The following is a 17338-nucleotide window of genomic DNA, read 5'->3' as shown; positions in this document are numbered from 1 at the left end:
GGTTTATTCATGAACATCATTCATAGATGCAATCATTCTAATGCTATTACTCTGAATAATGACAACGGGTATTCTTTTTTCATTACGGTATCTCTGCCATATCAACAAAACATGAATAATGCCCGTTTTAATTATCCAGCTCAGCGGTTCGTACAGTGCTGGTTATCGCCAGATGTGGCGTTCGCACCGGCAGTGCGTGCTGCAACACCGGATGAAGTCGGCCCTATGGTCTCTGAGGGGGCCGTTATTATCGCCCGTCTTTTTCTGATGGATGCCGGAAACCGCAGCTTAACTGTTTGCAGAATTCCAAACTCGCCCATCATTCTTTCTCTCATTAATTTATTTTTTTGTGAATGTCTCTATGCCTGAAAATGCTACACACTCATCTCAACCGATAACAGTGGGGGCCGGATTTATCATTCTGCTCAGTGCGCTGATGGCACTGACTTCGTTATCTACTGATATTTATCTGCCGGCCATGCCGATGCTGGGCCGTGAACTTCACGGTGATGCCGAACAACTGACTATTACCGGATTTTTAATCGGCTTTACCATTGCTCAACTGGTCTGGGGGCCGATAAGCGACCAACTGGGACGAAAAGTTCCCCTGATTATTGGGATGCTCCTGTTTATTGCAGGCTCTGTTGGTTGCGCCATCTCTTCCTCTATGACGCAGATGGTGTTCTGGCGTGTTTTTCAGGCACTGGGGGCTTGCACTGGACCGATGCTTGCGCGTTCCATGATAAGAGATCTATTTAGTCGTTCGCGCGCTGCAGCGATGCTTTCCACGCTGATGATTATGATGGCGATTGCCCCGATTGGCGGCCCGCTGCTGGGGGGGCTAATCATTGAGTTCAGTAGCTGGCCGGTCATTTTCTGGTTGCTGGCTGTGACAGGTGTCATGTTGCTGCTGGCATTACTGACCTTACCAGAGACGCTGCCTGAAGAGCGTCGCGTGCGTGCCACGTTCAACGGTGCATTCAGTAACTATTTCTCGTTACTGAAAAATGGACTTTTCCTGCGCTATACGTTGAGCCTGACCTCCTATTACATGGCGATCTATGCCTTTATTGCCGGTTCTCCGCTGGTTTACATCAGCTATTACGGCGTCTCACCACAGCATTATGGCTGGTTATTTGCCGTCAATATTGTTGGCGTCATGTTAATCAGCACAGTCAACCGTCGTCTGGTACAGCGCTACCCACTGGATATACTGCTGAAAACCGCCCTGAGCATTGCCAGCCTCGCCGCTATTTTGCTGACACTGGCCGCGGGAATGAAAACAGGAGGCATCGTTTTCCTGGCGGTCATGATGTTTTTCACGTTCTCAATGAATGGTGTGATTGCTGCAACCTCAATCGCGGCCGCGCTGGATGAGGTTCCGGAGTTCGCGGGCTCTGCCTCTGCATTGGTTGGCGCACTTCAGTACGGCAGTGGCATTGTTTCCACAGGATTACTGTCATTGTTCAGCGATAACACGCCCTGGACCATGAGCTGGATAATAGGTCTTTTTACCACCACAGGAGCCATGATGGTGCTGACGGTAAAACGCAGGCACTGAGTAAAGCTGCCCGCCTCAGTCCGGGCAAAAATACTTTTTCGTAAAACAAACAGGAGGAGCCACCATGCCAGATCGGCTCAATGAACGACAGCAATCCATCATCCCTATTGCGGCATTTACTGCCTGCGGTGATTTGCCCCGGTTGGAAGCGTCCCTGCATCAAGGGCTGGACAGTGCACTTAGTATCACTGAGAGCAAGGAAGTTCTGGTCCAGCTGTATGCTTATTGCGGCTTTCCCCGCAGCCTGAATGCACTGACCACGCTGATGTCCGTTGTTAAAACTCGCCGTCAGGCGGGCACAGAGGATAAGGTGGGTCAGAGCGCATCACCCGCACCTGCCAACTGGAACAGCCTTGTTAACGGTAGCGAAAATCAGACCCGGCTGGTCGGTAAACCGGTGACCGGTGCTTTATTCGATTTTGCGCCCACCATTGATCAGTTTCTTAAATCTCATCTGTTTGGCGATATTTTCCAGCGCGATGTGCTTGACTGGCAAACCCGAGAAGTGGCGACGATTTCGGCACTGGCGGCGATATCCGGAGTGGAGGATCAGCTCCGCAGTCATTACGCCATCAGTCTGAATACCGGGTTGACTCGCGCGCAGCTACAGCACTTTACTGACATACTGAGTTCAGCGTATGACCCGGAAAGGGCAGCCAGCGCCCGACAAATTCTATACACTATCTGAACGATCAGGACGCTTCAATGAATCAACTATTTAATGGCAATGGTATTTTCCCAAAAGGTCCCAAAAATGAGGCCTATGCGCAGTATTTCCAGGGGACAAGCTATTTGAATATGCTGTCCACGACGGGCGTTAATATTGGTAATGTGGTGTTTGAACCGGGGTGCCGAAATAACTGGCACATTCACCACAAGGGCGGACAAATTCTGCTGGTAACCGGGGGGCGTGGCTGGTACCAGGAGTGGGATCATCCAGCCCGCCTATTGGTGGCTGGTGATGTAGTTAATATTCCCCCTGAAACTAAGCACTGGCACGGGGCAGCTAAAGACAGCTGGTTTGCGCATATTGCGATACAAGTGCCGGCAGAAGGGGCGTCTAATCAATGGCTGGAGATAGTCGATGACGCACAGTATAACCAGCTTTACTATAAGATGAGTTCGTTGTAGCAAAATGATAACTGAAAATGTTGATCACAGATGTCCGGTTAAAATGCGATAACCCCTGGCGCTGCACTGTACTCCTCTCACTTATGGCGTGCGCAGAGTAGTGCGGCAGAAAATGATAACCCTGAGTAAAGTAAATCACCGATGAGTAAGCGATTAATCGTTGCCATGCTGCTGGCAGGGGTGGCAGTAATTTATGGCCTGCACCAGCCCCATAGCGGCCACTCCTCCCCGGTACACAATAGTCAGCAACAGCAAACGAAAAGGTCAGCGTCTGATGACATAGGCAGTAAAACCCGACAGCAGGTCGTCGTGAGTTTCTTGCAACAGCATCAGCGTCTGCCGGATTTTTATCTGACAAAACGTCAGGCCCGTCATCAGGGCTGGCAGCCTGATAAGGGTAATCTTTGCCAGGTTTTACCTGGCAGGGCTATCGGCGGTGACCGTTTTGGTAACCGGGAAAAACGGCTGCCTGAGCAGGCCGGGCGTCGATGGTTTGAAGCAGATATCAACTATCATTGTGGAAAGCGAGGCCGTGACCGCCTGCTTTATTCCAGCGATGGCCTGATCTTCGTTACCCACGATCATTATCAACATTTCCAACAGGTGGGCGGATGATTCAACAGCTTAATCTCGACTTCCGGCATATTGCAGATATGCCGGAATTTTATCGCCAGTTTGCCGCGTTGCTGGATCTGGATGATGGATTCGGTGCCAATCTCGATGCGCTTTGGGATACTATCACCAGCGAAATTACCTTGCCGCTCCATCTGTCGCTGCAACACTGGCAACAGCATGCCGATCCGCAGCAGTTTAATGACCTGATTATTTTGTTAAAAGATGCTGAAAAAGAGACTGCTGGTGCTTTCAGGTTGAGCCTCGTGTGACATTGTCACTTTTACTGCCTTCCGATGTCAGGCAACCACACGTGCAGCAATCAATGTCAGCATCTGGCGTGCCGCGCTGCTGATGTTTTGCGAGGCGGAAAATCCGGCGTTTTGCACGATCAGCGCATTAAGAGCCACCAGCCAGTCGTAGATATAATAGGCCGCGGCATTAATTGGCTGGGCTGACAGGCGTGACAACCGCTGTCCGGGGCCAGGTATAAAATTGCTGGCTCCGGGACGAGCGAAAATTTTTTGACCGCGATGAATCCGGCTATCCGGCTTTTGCTCATACGGCACTGACTGGAATCCCAGCCAGGCGATATAATCACCCAGCACGCTGAGCGCCTGTGAAACCTGACGTTGAGCAATTAGTTCAGGAAGCGCGCCAGCTGACGGTGCCTCGCTAAGCGCCGCCAGTAATGTACTTTCAATTTCCAGACGGATACTTCCGGTGATCAGCTCTTCAGTTAGCATTTCAAGCGTAGGCTTTGTGACACCCAGTAGTTCTCTCAGCGAAGCATCATCCGGAACTTTGCGCAGCTGATTAATCCAGTAACGATACACCTGATGAGCAAAGGCGGTAGTTTCGCTTTCCGGTATGTCATTATGATCATGGGCATCACAGGGTTCTGGCTGGTCTCCGAGCAGATCAATGGTTACGCCGATGCTGAAAGGATCGCTATTCTGCAAGACTTGAAACTCACGCTGAACGTTTATATTTCCCTGATGCTGCAGCAAAAATAATTGACACAAGGCATCACGTTCGGGCAGCAACCTTTCCAGTAACTCGCCGTGGACGCCGGTGCGGGTCTGCAACGTTTTAAGCAGCGATTCGGCAATGCGTTGTTTTGCGGCGGGATCTGCCGCGCTATCCTGCTGTAACCAGGGGCCAAGCAGATTATCCTGTAGTTCCCGGTACAGCTCCTGATACTGCTCGCTGAGGCGCGCCAGTTTGGTTTCTCTTTTAACCTCATTGGTCAGCCACGTCGCCATACGCAGCACGTCTTTATTCTCCATCATCAACAGGGTACCCCAGCTATCGCCGGGCTGTCCGACGTAGCGCTGCACGGCGGCATCGAAATTTTCGCCAAGAGTGACGCGATGATCGTAGGGGGTCAATGCCCAAATCAGACCGGGTTTGCGTCGTTTGCGCGTTTCGCTGTTTTCCCCCTGAGTCTGCCTGACCCAAAAATCCAGCAGTTCTCCCGTCGTACGGCTACTGTCGCGCGTCGCGTTAGCGGTACACACCAGTAGCCAGTGGATTTGCTGTTCTTCGCTGGCGAGATCCAGCAGCAAACCGCGCTTAGCGTTAATGACGTCCCTCGTCAGGTCGTTTATCTGATTATCGTTCTCATTAGGTGCGCCGGGGGCGGAGAAATCGACCACATCGACCTCCTCAAACAGCGCTTCCCGTGGCGCAGCATAAAGAGACAAGGTAATTTCACGGCTAATTAAAGCCAACTCTGATAGTGACAGTGTCACAGATTTGAGTGATCGTCCCTGATGGCGTGGGCAAACCTGAAGGAGGGTATCCGCCGGGGTGTTAAAATTCTGCAGCGCACTGGTATTTAACAGGCTACAGGAGGCATCGTCGATGCTGCCGAGCGGGGCAGCAACCCGGTGCGCACTACCAAGATGATGGAGTACGTGGGCCAGCTGACGGTAGAGCGCCGTGAGTTCACGATCTTCACCCCAAAGCAGGGAAAACAGGCGCGCACGATCGTCTACACTTAAGTGCGGTGCAAGATCGATTGCCCGCGGCCAAAAGTGAGTATTAAGTGCTTTTTGTCCAGGGTGCGCGACGCGGTTATAGCGATCCCAGAAGGCGATCATCTCCTGCGGGGTAATGCCCGCAATCGCTTCGCTCTGTCGTTGCAGCAACAAACTTTTCATGCATTCAGCCAGCTGCTGTTCATTGGCTGGCTGCGGCTGGTGCGAGCGTTTATGCCAGACACCCGCCAGCATACTGGCAATCTCGCTTTCACGCAGCAGAGTGAGTTGAACCGGCCATTGGGCGTCACCATCAGGCAGCTGGCGGGTGAAGCGCTGTGCCATTGTTGCACTCTGCTGCCTGGGATTAAGCTGCGCATAATCCAGCGATTGGCCGGCAAGATCCAGCGCTAACCGTCCGTTATCACCGCTCATTAACGCGTTGATCAGAAAAGCTTTGCCTCGTTGTGCCAGGCCAAAAAAACCAATAGCGCACTCCTGCTGACTGGCCGCGAAGTAGCAGCGGGCCTGATAATTAAGACGGCGAAGTTTTATCTTCAGCCGGTCGGCTTCCATTTCGAGTCGCGGAGCCTTTTTACGCTGATTACTGACCCAGGTCAGTGCATCATCCAATGCCAGAGCGGCCTGATCCAGTTTGCTCCCCAACTGGGTGGCGAATTGTTTGCTGGTTATAGGTTTCACTTTTAACAGACGCTCCCGCTGTCGATCCAGTATTGAGCAATGCCGTTGCCGCCGGCGGTCAGCGTATTGAGCCGCAGTCGCAGCTGCTCCAGTGGCACCCTGGTGCCATCCTCCAGCCGCGCATCGGTAATTTCAAAACGTTCAGGTCCGAATGCCCGGGGGGCTTTGCTCACAGCCAGACGAACGAACAGCTTGCCATCGCCCGCGATCTTTCTCGCCAGTGATGGATCGTCAATCGTCAGCGAGTACAGGGGGGATGCGGGCCAGCGTTCGTTGTCCAACTGGCGAAAACCGAGGCAAAGATTACCGCGCACCTGAAAGCGGGCTTTAGCATCGGGAGTATACCTGGCATCATCAAGGTCAATGTCGCTGTACCAAACATTGTCATCGGTCATGGCCTGATCCTCATTCACTATGCCGAGATGGCGAATGGTGGAATAGGGCTGGAAATCGCCGGCTTTAAACCAGAAGTTACCCAGCCGCAGGTCAAGTGACAGCAGGCAGAGCATGGCTCCCACCGCCGCCGTTGATTTTGGATTTTCAATCCGACCGTTTTTGTTAAAAGGATACCAGTCGCTGGTATGATAACCATCCAGCGAAAGGATACGACTTACCGGCAGCGGTTGCAGGTGACGAAACAGAGCTTGAATGCCGGGAAAACGCGACGGACGTCCGGTAAGCAACAATATATCGCAATCATAAACTGCAACCACTTCAGCCAATGCTCGCAAGCTTCGTGTGATTTTCATTCGCGGAGAAACAAATTCGGCGTGAAGCTTACTAAGGCGCATTAATAGCGGAACCTGCAGGATATCGAACGTCGTGACGTTGGTGGGTAGCTCGCGCTTGATTTCTCTGTTGATGTAATCGTGCAGCCGGGAAGTTGGCTGATGCTGCAAAAGTTCACCAAATGACGCATCGATTTCAGCGGTAAGATCCAGCGGATCGTAGTTCTCATAAGCTTCAAGGATCGCCTGACCTAACGGAATGAAAATTTGCAGCGTAACTTGCTGGCGCAGCGTTGAGTGGCCGTCGAGCCGACCCTCAGCGCCGAACAGACGGGTCATAACCGCTTCCGGATTGATCATGCCAGCCTGTTTAAATGCCTGCTGTAAACAGGGCAGTACGTAGAGTTGGATTACATCCAGCAGAATATCATCGCCCGCCATTTTAAAACCTTCACGAAAAAGCAAGCGTGGCATGATTTTCACATTATTGCCCTGACCGTCGTCTAAGCGATACTGTGTAATGGCCAGATCGGTGGTGCCTCCGCCAATGTCTATCATGGCAATACGCAGGGTTTTACCCAGCGGCTCATCAGCCTCACGCACGCGATCCTTTCGCGCCATACTGGCAAAAAATGCTTCAGCGCGACCGCCAAAATTAACCTGGGTTTCATTGTAGAGATAAACCATTTGTCCGCAGGTTGCTTCGTCCCACTCCATCCGGACATCTGGCACGGGCATGCTACTGAGTGCAAAATCTGCGGCGTTTTCAAACGATGCATCCTGGGGATGCCACCCCTGTGCTTTCCACACTAATCCAATAGCTTCCTGCATACGCCGGCGAAAAATTTCCCGCTCTGGTTTTGGCATTGCTGACGGCAGCGTCAGAATGATATGGCGTAACTGACGTGGGACGCTGCTGCGCACCATGCGATAGCGCTGTGCCACGCTGTTGATCTGCCTTAGCGCCTGGCTTAGCAATTCACTCAGCATCAGGCTCATGACGGCGCTACGTGTATAGGTAGGATTGAGCACAGGCAGACGCTCTGCTACGGGCTGGCAGAATAGCGGCTCTCCTTCATCATCAATCAACCAGCAAAAAGGGGCTGCGATGGCCAGGGGCTCATGGCCACTGGCACCGTTTTTCTGGCTGAAACGCCATCCGCTAACCCAGGGGTCTTCATCCCACAGATAGCGGCGAGGACTGGATAATCCGGTGGTACCATCGGTGCCGAGGCGCTTTCGCGCCATGTGACTCGCTTCCCGACCTACGCGCACCATTGAAGGCCAGAGAAATGCACCTTCACGCCCACTTTCAAGCGAAAAATTAGCTTTCCCGAAGCTGGCTTCGCAGAATTCAACCCGACTCTCAAACAGCGCGTTATATTCCTGAATCGGTTCGCTGAGATTACGTAAATGCAGTTCGTAACAATGCTTCAAGCCCTGATGATCCTCCAGATGATCCTCAACCATAATGCCGCAAGTATGCGAGTTGCCAACATCAAGGATGAGATCGACCTCGACTGCCGGCTCCTGTAAAGAGGCCCGACAAACCTTTATTTCTGGCATCTGCAGCTCATTGGCGATGATATGCAGCACATTAAGGTAATGAGCCTGATATTCAAATTCGCGCAGGCCGGCATTGACGTTGACAATGGCACGATCCTCTCTGGAATCTGCCTGTTCACTGAATACTTCACGTAGCCAGCCATCGACCCAGGTGTGATCAAGAAAATCGATCAGCTCGTTGCTGCGCCAGGCAAGGGTAAAGGCCGTACCATTGGTCACATCACTTTCCGTTAAGGCCAGCCCTTCATATTCGTGTCCCTGAGGGTAAACTCGCGTGTCGAATGCCAGGCATAGACGGTGGGTAAAACCATCGGTATCAGGTTTGTCGAGGGCGACCAGCATCATACGCGCCCAGTTGTCCGGACCGCTAACAAAGGTTCGCGGCGGATTAAAACGTAGCCATGGCACAGGGAGCCACACGCTGTCCAACAGTTTCAAAGACTGTTGTAACGGGTAACTGTATTCCGGTTTAACCATTTCGGCGGCCTGCCTATCAGACCGCGGCAGCAAATAGCGGCCCTGGTCCGGATCAGGTTCAAGGCGCAGAAGCGGACCGTTAGCAGTTTTACGTACAAATTTACCTTCCGAATCGCTCGTCCGGCATGGTATCAAACCAAAGTCCAGAAACTGAATACCACTGTCCTGAATGAGCGTCAGGTTAGTTTTATAATCGCTGAGAGTGGCGAGCATTAATTATTTCCCTTCGCGCTTTATCGTGATTGGGTAAGCGGTATTTTCATCATAGCGTGCGGTGCACTGAGCCGAACCTGTCGCGTCTTGCTTGCAGGTTAACTCAGGAATGGCGTAGCGGGTGCCATCGCTACATTTCGCTTTGGTGCGGGAATTAATAACCAGATTACCGGACCTCATCAGACCGGCGAACACCGCGACGCGGCAGTGGGCTCCGTCTCCCTGTCGCAATTTGACCCTACCTTTACCGTTCGTAAATTGATAATGCAAAATGGGTGGCCTACCGGTAACGGGCGTTTTTATGTCGAGGATAGCTTGCCAGTTACCGTTGAGAAACGTTGTCGTGCCGAGGCGCACGGCGTTTGTCGGTAACACTAAATCGTCTTTAGCGATACCTGTTGACGTACTGGCAATCTGCCTATTTCGGGCAGCAGAAGGGGGCATAACCGCTGTAGCAGGCGCGGGTACGGTGATTGCTGCTGGCGTATCACTGCGCGCAACGCTGGCGGCGTTGAGTGGCAGTGACGCAGCGCTCAGCGTAGACAGGGTCGGCAGGAAAATTGGGGCGCGGGTATCAGGTTGCGGAGCCTGCATGTTCTGAGAGGGCTTGTCCGGCGTGACAGCCGGGGTATTCAGGCTGGCAATTGACGCAGTTTTTTCTGTTGTCACGTAGCCGCGCAGTTGAAAACCGAATAACGCGACCAGCGCTATACCCGTTGAAACCCAGCCGTAACGAAGCCATTGGCCCTCCGATGCCTTTTTGGCCTGAGACGACGTGACCCCGGCAGGTTGTGCTTGTTCGTAAGTTTGTGACACTGTCAAACCGTTGATTTCTGCTGCTGTCGATACAGGGCGTTGATTAAGCGTGCCCAATTGATTGTTCTCAGAGGGAGAAACTGCTACCGATTGCGGTGTCACTAATTGCGCGGGTGTCATCCTCGTCGTGTTTGCCATCCCGGGCGTCTCAGTTTGTCTTACGATATCCTGTGGCGGCGAGCCGCTGAAGGTTTTCGCCTCCATTGCAGGCATCGCCGGGGGAGCGCAATTCTCCTTAACCAGTGATGCCGACAGGCTATCAGGCGTGCTACTGCGCAATGAATCAAGGGGATCGGCTATTTTTTTATTAATCGCGTTAAACCCCCAAAAGGTGATTACCGGCTTGCCCCCCACTAAAAAAACGCAGTTTTGATCGGGAAACTGCAACGCTTTTAATAGCAGGGCACCAAACAACTTATGCCTGGGTTTGCTTGCAGCCAGCGCGGTATGACTCATCTCACGCAGCGCAATTTCCGCTTCTTCCAGCCTGCTTAACATCCCTGCACGAACACTTTCGCTGGCGCTGTTCCAGGTGACGACTTTTCCACTGAAAGCCGCATACCAGTCGAGCCGGTTGCCCGCCTCGTTAGGCTGGGGGACAGCGAACAAATCGGCAAGCATCTGCTGCTGACGCAATCGCAGAGTTTCGCGTATTTGCTGCGCTGAGTGCCAGAGAGGCTGACCATTTTCGCCCAATGCCAATACTGACTCCAGATTTCCGCTGCGTAAAAATGTATTAGCCACGCAAAAAAGACCCTTTTATAAGATGCCATCAGGTTGAAACAGAATGACATGCAGAATACCAGATAGTTACAGATTCATTCCTTTATTCAAACGTGGAAATAAAGACACAAATCGGCCCTTCATTGTCGAATGAAAAAAGGGGCAAATTGATCGAAATCCCACAACATTTTGCCGGACTTTGATTGAAATCAATAATGAGAATTATTACCATAACTACTCTATCCCAATCCTTCGCCTGATTTACTCTCACGTCCAGGACAATATGATGAACTTTCATTCCAGACAGACCTTTGCAATCGTTGGCTTCTCGCCGGAGATACCACCGGCATGGCGACAGAAACTATTGTCATTTGGTTTGTTGCCTGGTAGCACATTTGAGATCGTACGCATCGCACCATTAGGTGATCCTGTCGAAATCCGGACCTGTCGCAGCAGCCTGATGCTGCGTAAAAAAGATATGATCCATCTTGAGTTGCAGGAAGTCGCCTCATGAACAACATCACGATTGGGCTTATCGGGAATCCAAATGCCGGGAAAACGACACTATTTAACCAGCTAACAGGTGCACGTCAAAGAGTCGGCAACTGGGCTGGCGTCACCGTTGAACGCAAACAGGGCCATTTCACTACACCTAATTCAGACGTTACTCTGGTCGATTTGCCCGGCACCTTGTCATTAACCACGCTGTCGCATAGTGGATCGCTTGATGAGCAGATAGCCTGCCAGTACTTGCTGAATGGCGAAGCCGATCTGTTCATTAACGTTGTCGATGCGTCCAGCCTGGAACGTAGCCTTGCTCTGACGTTTGAACTGCTGTCACTCGGTGTTCCCTGCATTGTGGCACTGAATATGCTGGATATGGCGCAAAGTCAGAACATTGAAGTTGACACGGCCGCACTGGCGAAACGGCTTGGCTGCCCGGTAATTCCGTTGGTGAGTACCCGTGGTGAAGGTATTGAGTTACTCAAAGCGCAGATAGACCGCCCATGGCAGATTCCTGCGCTGCCGGAATTACCCTATGCGCCGGCTTTACAACAGGCTTTTACTACTCTCACCAGCGCAATGCCCAGGCAGTTGAACGAACGTCACAAATTCTGGCTGGCTCAGCAATTGCTGAACGGCGACATCGTGAGTCGGGCACCGGCGGGTGAGGCGAGTGCGTTGGTTGCTGAAGTACAGAGTCAGGTGAGAAAGGCTACAGGTAGTGAAGCCAGCATGTTGATAGCTGATGCCCGTTATCGGGTGATTAATCAACTTTGTCAGCAGGTAACAACCGCCAGCCGGGCCCAACTCAACCCGCTCACCGTGGCGTTGGATCGCATTGTGCTTAATCGCTGGCTGGGGTTGCCGGTTTTTCTGTTCACCATGTATTTGATGTTTTTACTGTCGATTAATCTCGGCGGCGCGCTGCAGCCGCTGTTTGATTTAGGTTCAGTCGCGGTGTTTATCGATGGTGCACGCTGGCTGGGTGCTGAGCTGAATTTTCCTGCATGGCTGACGGTTTTCTTGGCCCAGGGCGTCGGCGGGGGCATCAACACCGTTTTGCCGTTGGTACCGCAAATTGGTTTGATGTATCTGTTCCTGTCATTTCTGGAGGACTCCGGTTACATGGCGCGCGCGGCCTTTGTAATGGACCGACTGATGCAGATGCTTGGGCTACCGGGAAAATCTTTTGTTCCACTGATTGTTGGCTTCGGCTGCAACGTACCCTCTATTATGGGGGCCAGAACTCTTGATGCCCCGCGCGATCGCCTGATGACCGTGATGATGGCACCCTTTATGTCCTGCGGTGCCAGACTGGCGATATTCGCCGTATTTGCGGCGACTTTTTTTGGTCAGCACGGCGCCAGCATTGTATTTTCGCTCTACGTTCTGGGTATCCTGGCTGCAATCGCGACCGGGCTGATCCTCAAATATACCCTGATGCGTGGTGAAGCCACGCCGTTCATTATGGACCTGCCGCTCTATCATGTACCGCATGTTAAGAGTTTGCTGCTGCAAACCTGGTTGAGGTTAAAGGGTTTTACTTTACGCGCTGGAAAGGTGATCGTACTGGCCAGTATGCTGATTGGCGGCTTAAGCAGCTTTGCTTTTAACGGCAGCGTAGTGAGCAATATTGATAATTCTGCGCTGGCGGTGGTCAGCAAATCGCTGACACCGGTATTGTCACCGATTGGCGTCGGACATGATAACTGGCAAGCGACGGTGGGGCTGATAACTGGCGCCATGGCTAAAGAAGTGGTCGTTGGGACGCTTAATACGCTTTATACCGCCCAGGCAATCCAGCAGGAGCCGTTTGATCCGGCCGCTTTCAGCCTGAGCAGTGAGCTTAAAAACGCCGTTTCCCAGACATGGGAGTCAATCAAAGGCACGTTCTCGCTCAGCGTATTAGCTAACCCGGTAGAAGCCAGCAAAGGGGATGGTGATATGGATAGCGGTGCATCTGGCACCATGAGTAAAAAGTTCGGCAGCGTTCATTCAGCTTACAGCTATCTGATTTTCGTGCTGTTGTATGTTCCCTGCGCATCGGTCATGGGCGCTATCACCCGTGAATCAGGAGTTCGCTGGATGCTGTTTGCTATGGGCTGGGGGCTCGATCTGGCCTGGTCTCTGGCAACGCTCTATTACCAGACGGTAACGTTCAGCCAGCACCCCGTCAGCAGCGGGTGGTGGTTGTTGCTGGTGATTGGCTTTAATGCCCTGTTAATCACTGCCTTGCGCTGGCTGGGTCAGCGTAACAGTCGCATAGACTTCGTTAGCCCCCCCCATCGCCCGACCGGAGGCTGCGGCTCAGGAGGCTGTGCGGGGTGTTCAGCCAACAAAGCTTGCCATTAAATACGTTATTGTTTTCGCTGAAGCAGCCAGACGGCTGCTTCAGTGCGCGAACGCAGTCCAAGCTTTTGCAATAAATGTTTAACGTGCACTTTAACGGTACTTTCACTGATATCCAGCTCGCGAGCAATCAGCTTATTACTCAGTCCGCGTGCCAGTTGGCGCAGTATTTCTTCTTCACGTGGGGTCAGGGAGCTAGCCGCCAGGCTAGCAGGAGCCGGTGGTGTACGTAGCTGTTCAGCCAGTAGTGGCACCAGGTTATCACTGAGTACCATTTCCCCAGCCGCCGCCTGATGTAGTGCGGCAAGCAGCGCTTCGGGCTCCATATCTTTGAGTAAATAGCCGTCGGCACCCTGCTGCAGAGCGGCAATCACGTCCTGTCGCAGATCCGAAACGGTGAATATCACTACCCGGCCAGAGAGAGGCTGCTGTCGCAAGGCATTCAGCGTCACCAGCCCATCATATTCTGGCATGTTCATATCCAGCAGGATTAGATCCGGATCATGCTCACGGGCAAGGCGCACCCCGTCAGGTCCGTTACCGGCTTCGCCGATCACTTGTAGCATAGGATCGAGACTGACAAGCTGGCAGATACCGCGACGCAGAGTGGGGTGATCATCAATCAGTAGAAGCGTTGCTGGCATCATGGTCATGGCTATCATCATCGTGGGTTATAAAGGGAAGCTAACATCAATACGTGTACCGCTGCCGGGCGTGGTGTGCAGACCGAACTGACCGTTCAGGGCCTGAGCACGACCGTGCATAATAGCCAGTCCGTAATGCTGATCGGCAACACTGTCGGCGACGAAGCCCCGGCCATTATCCCTGATCCGCAGAAAGACCTGATTAGCGCTGCATTTGACGGTAATTTTTACCTGACTGGCTGAAGCATGCCGCACCACATTGTTTAAGGCTTCGCGGACGATATTGGTGACGTGCAGCGCCTGTGAAGGCGTGAAAGCGGCATCAGCTGTCTGCCAGTCCAGCTCGGGACGGTAGCCAAGACGGGAGGTGAATTCGTCACAGGTTTCCGCCAGTGCCGGTTGGAGTCCCGGCTGTGAGAGCTGCACACGGAAGGTGGTCAGTAGTTCACGTAACTGTTGCCATGAGCGATTAAGCTCCTGACGCATCTGACCCAGCAGCTCAGCGGTTTTCGGCTCTTTCAGGCCCGGCTGCATTTGCACGTAGCCAAGCTGCATTTTAAGGCAGCTCAGAGATTGTGCGATGGAGTCGTGCAGCTCACGAGCAATGATGGCACGCTCTTCCATGAGTGCAACCTGCTGACGATAATCCTGTTGGCGGGCGATGGTCTGCGTATTGGCGATCATTTCGCATAGCGTAACAATGAGCTGATGTTGATCGGCGGTCAGCGGTGTCGAGTCGTTAAGACAGGCGTTAAGATAGTCGTGTTCTGGCTGCGTCGGACGTAGCGGCCAGTATAGGTGATGCTTAGCGGCATCGGCCGCAGGTAACGGGCCACTCTTCAGCGTTGGATTGTTCAGTGGCGTAACGTGGGTCAGTAGCTTCAGCACGCCTGCAATACGCTCGCTGAGAGGTTCGTTGCCTTGCAGGCGCTGGCTGGCTTCGAATAAAAAACGCAGTTCATCGTGCTTTTGCGCCAGAGTCGCGGTTTTTTCCAGCACCCGCTGCTCCAGCAGGCCATAACTTTGAGAAAGTGCGCCGGTCATCTGGTTTAGGGCGGAAGCAAGCTGGGCCATTTCGTCACTGCCATCAACCGCAACGCGCGGTGTGAAGTCACTCAGACTAATTTTATCTGCCTGATCCATCAGCGCCCGCCAGGGGAGCAGCACCCGTTTACGCAGCCAGCTGCGCATCAACAGAAGCTCTGTAATTAGCACGATAACCAGTAAAAAGTGCATGCGGGCGGTCTGTTCCAGGCGGCGGGTAGTTCGATTATCGAGTGCTTGAACCAGTTTATTGATGTTATCGACAAAGCCTGCCACTTGCGCTTTCACGCCGTCGCGTTGCTGCGCTGCACGCAGCGACGGCGCGATAGTCTGTAACCACTGTTGCTGTAACGCTATCAGAGACGGTTTCAGCCCGGCGGTATCCGCCGCATTGATAATTTCCGGCTGCCAGAGCAGTTGCCGGATACGTGTAAATACCGCTTCATCTTCTGCTTTAACCGGAACCTCTGACAGCAGGCGATAGCTAAGCATCCGTAGTGATCCGGCGTTGTTTATCACGTGAGCATTGCCATCCACACTACGCGTTAGCCACGCAGAGAGAAGCACACCGCCCAGGCAGGTCAGGGCAATAAGCAGGATAAGGCTGCTCAGCTGAGTCATCAGAGAGAGTCGGGCGCTCAACAATTTATTTATGCGACACGCAGTCAATACCCCTTTATGAGTACTCCTTAATATTCGGAAAGTCCCCCTCCATGCCTTTGCTATGCAACTCATTGTTTTTAAAGCACCTTTAAATGTATATCCCGGTTTTTTCGGACATGCCGTGATTATGATTAATACGCGCTACGTTTCGCCTTGATGTATATCAACACCGCCGATCGCTATCGTTCTTACCGTAACGTCATCTTTTCGTTCCGGAAAAAATATTATGACGAATAATACACCAGCGGTGAAAGGGCGCCAGCTCAACCAGTGGGAACCCGAAAATCCTCAATTCTGGCAGCAAACGGGACATGCTGTTGCCCGGCGCAATCTGGCAATTTCGGTTCCCTGCCTGCTACTTTCATTCTGCGTCTGGATGCTGTTCAGCGCCATCGCGGTAAATTTACCAAAAGCCGGTTTTACTTTTACTACCGATGAGCTGTTTCTGCTTACCGCGCTGCCTTCGGTTTCCGGCGCGCTGATGCGTGTGCCGTATTCTTTCATGGTCCCGCTAATGGGAGGGCGACGTTGGACAGCAATTAGCACTGCTATCATGATAATCCCTTGCGTATGGCTCGGCTTTGCAGTGCAAAATCCACAAACCAGCTTCCAGGTATTTATGGTTATCGCACTGCTGTGCGGTTTCGCAGGCGCTAACTTTGCCTCAAGCATGGGCAATATCAGCTTCTTTTATCCCAAATCGCGTCAGGGTGCGGCGTTAGGCATTAATGGCGGCATCGGCAACATGGGCGTCAGTGTGATGCAATTGCTGGCACCGCTGGCAATTTCTCTGTCTATTTATGGTGCTTTTAACGGTAAAGTGGTGACACTGCCAGACGGTGCGCAGCTGTGGCTACAGAATGCAGCCTGGGTGTGGATCCCATTTCTGATCATTGCCACCCTGGCAGCATGGTTTGGCATGAATGATCTGTCGACCGCCAGAGCCTCGGTACGTCAGCAGTTGCCCGTACTGGCACGCGGCGATTTGTGGTTACTGGGACTGCTTTATCTGGCCACTTTCGGCTCCTTTATCGGATTTTCCGCCGGATTTGCCATGCTCACCCGTACGCAGTTTCCACAAGCCGATATTTTACATTACGCCTTTTTTGGCCCCTTCCTTGGCGCACTGGCACGTTCATTAGGCGGAATGATCTCTGACCGGCTCGGTGGCAACCGGGTTAACTTAGTTAATTATCTCGTAATGGCAGTACTTAGCGGACTGGTTTTCCTTACGCTGCCTGGCGTTGGGAGCAGTGGTAGTTTCACCGCCTTTTTTATCGTGTTCATGCTGCTGTTCTTCAGCGCTGGCCTGGGCAGTGGCTCGACCTTTCAGATGGTCGCCACGATTTTTCGAATCCGCACCCTGGCGCGCGCCAAAGCAAGTGGTGCCAGCGATGAAGCTGCGCAGCACGCGGCGGCCACGGATACCTCCGCCGCGCTGGGCTTTATTTCGGCCATCGGTGCAATCGGCGGTTTTTTTATTCCGAATGCTTTCGGTATTTCACTAAAAATGACCGGTTCTCCGGCAGGTGCGATGGGTGTTTTCCTCGCCTTTTACCTGATTTGCGCAGTCATCACCGCCACCGTTTACAACAAAAAAAAGTGTGAGCCTGCGTCGTAGTA

At 52.6% G+C, this 17338-nt stretch carries 14 protein-coding genes; 9 read left to right on the top strand and 5 right to left on the bottom strand.

The genetic code is table 11. The annotated features are described in order from the left end of the window. The first annotated feature begins 9 nt into the window (after positions 1 to 9). The 6 genes from BM191_RS03230 to BM191_RS03210 all read left to right on the top strand — a co-directional run bounded on the left by BM191_RS03230 (position 10) and on the right by BM191_RS03210 (position 3576). Positions 10 to 369 carry a hypothetical protein gene (locus BM191_RS03230; RefSeq protein WP_092875042.1) on the top strand — a complete coding sequence of 120 codons (360 nt, stop codon included), beginning with the start codon at positions 10 to 12 and terminating at the stop codon, positions 367 to 369. Continuing rightward, positions 362 to 1561 (top strand): multidrug effflux MFS transporter, encoded by a 1200-nt coding sequence (locus BM191_RS03225; protein WP_092875040.1) that lies wholly within the window; start codon positions 362 to 364, stop codon positions 1559 to 1561. The genes BM191_RS03230 and BM191_RS03225 overlap by 8 nt, the downstream gene beginning before the upstream one ends. A 64-nt stretch (positions 1562 to 1625) precedes the next feature. Next, positions 1626 to 2249, top strand: coding sequence for a carboxymuconolactone decarboxylase family protein (locus BM191_RS16480; RefSeq protein ID WP_143088784.1), 624 nt, complete (start codon positions 1626 to 1628; stop codon positions 2247 to 2249). 17 nt (positions 2250 to 2266) lie between these two features. Further along, a complete protein-coding gene (locus tag BM191_RS16475; protein ID WP_143088783.1) occupies positions 2267 to 2692 on the top strand; it encodes a cupin domain-containing protein in 426 nt (141 codons plus the stop codon). 141 nt (positions 2693 to 2833) lie between these two features. Continuing rightward, complete coding sequence (locus tag BM191_RS03215) at positions 2834 to 3307, top strand: ribonuclease domain-containing protein (protein ID WP_092875038.1); 474 nt, start codon at positions 2834 to 2836, stop codon at positions 3305 to 3307. Next, on the top strand, positions 3304 to 3576 hold the full coding sequence (locus tag BM191_RS03210; protein WP_230479493.1) for a barstar family protein: 273 nt from the start codon (positions 3304 to 3306) through the stop codon (positions 3574 to 3576). Before BM191_RS03215 ends, BM191_RS03210 begins: the two co-directional genes overlap by 4 nt. A 27-nt stretch (positions 3577 to 3603) precedes the next feature. Here BM191_RS03210 and BM191_RS03205 read toward each other — a convergent pair whose 3' ends face one another. Genes BM191_RS03205 through BM191_RS03195 form a run of 3 tightly spaced genes read right to left on the bottom strand, consistent with a single transcriptional unit; the run spans position 3604 to position 10532 of the window. After that, entirely contained in the window at positions 3604 to 5988 is a 2385-nt protein-coding gene (locus tag BM191_RS03205; protein ID WP_092875036.1) for a virulence factor SrfC family protein, read from the bottom strand. A 2-nt stretch (positions 5989 to 5990) separates the two neighbouring features. Next, on the bottom strand, positions 5991 to 8972 hold the full coding sequence (locus BM191_RS03200) for a virulence factor SrfB (protein WP_092875034.1): 2982 nt from the start codon (positions 8970 to 8972) through the stop codon (positions 5991 to 5993). A gap of 3 nt (positions 8973 to 8975) precedes the next feature. After that, positions 8976 to 10532 carry an SrfA family protein gene (locus BM191_RS03195; RefSeq protein ID WP_092875032.1) on the bottom strand — a complete coding sequence of 519 codons (1557 nt, stop codon included), beginning with the start codon at positions 10530 to 10532 and terminating at the stop codon, positions 8976 to 8978. A gap of 265 nt (positions 10533 to 10797) precedes the next feature. On the opposite strand from BM191_RS03195, the gene feoA reads away from it, so the two are divergent. Both feoA and feoB read left to right on the top strand, forming a co-directional pair. After that, complete coding sequence (gene feoA, locus BM191_RS03190; RefSeq protein ID WP_092875030.1) at positions 10798 to 11025, top strand: ferrous iron transporter A; 228 nt, start codon at positions 10798 to 10800, stop codon at positions 11023 to 11025. After that, the gene (gene feoB / locus BM191_RS03185; RefSeq protein WP_092875028.1) at positions 11022 to 13367 is read left to right on the top strand and encodes a Fe(2+) transporter permease subunit FeoB; all 2346 of its coding nucleotides are present in this window, start codon (positions 11022 to 11024) and stop codon (positions 13365 to 13367) included. The genes feoA and feoB overlap by 4 nt, the downstream gene beginning before the upstream one ends. 5 nt (positions 13368 to 13372) lie before the next feature. On the opposite strand, the gene narL is transcribed toward feoB, so the two are convergent. After that, positions 13373 to 14017 (bottom strand): two-component system response regulator NarL, encoded by a 645-nt coding sequence (narL, locus tag BM191_RS03180; RefSeq protein WP_092875026.1) that lies wholly within the window; start codon positions 14015 to 14017, stop codon positions 13373 to 13375. Between the two features lie 18 nt (positions 14018 to 14035). Next, on the bottom strand, positions 14036 to 15673 hold the full coding sequence (locus BM191_RS03175; protein ID WP_177203281.1) for a histidine kinase: 1638 nt from the start codon (positions 15671 to 15673) through the stop codon (positions 14036 to 14038). Positions 15674 to 15941: 268 nt separating this feature from the next. Between BM191_RS03175 and BM191_RS03170 the strand changes: the two genes are divergently transcribed. After that, positions 15942 to 17336 carry a NarK family nitrate/nitrite MFS transporter gene (locus BM191_RS03170; RefSeq protein ID WP_092875022.1) on the top strand — a complete coding sequence of 465 codons (1395 nt, stop codon included), beginning with the start codon at positions 15942 to 15944 and terminating at the stop codon, positions 17334 to 17336. The last annotated feature ends 2 nt before the right edge of the window (positions 17337 to 17338 follow it).

Origin of the sequence: Izhakiella capsodis, from assembly GCF_900115045.1 — a bacterium.
GTDB classification, from domain to species: domain Bacteria; phylum Pseudomonadota; class Gammaproteobacteria; order Enterobacterales; family Enterobacteriaceae; genus Izhakiella; species Izhakiella capsodis.
This window is presented reverse-complemented; position numbering and strand designations above follow the sequence as displayed.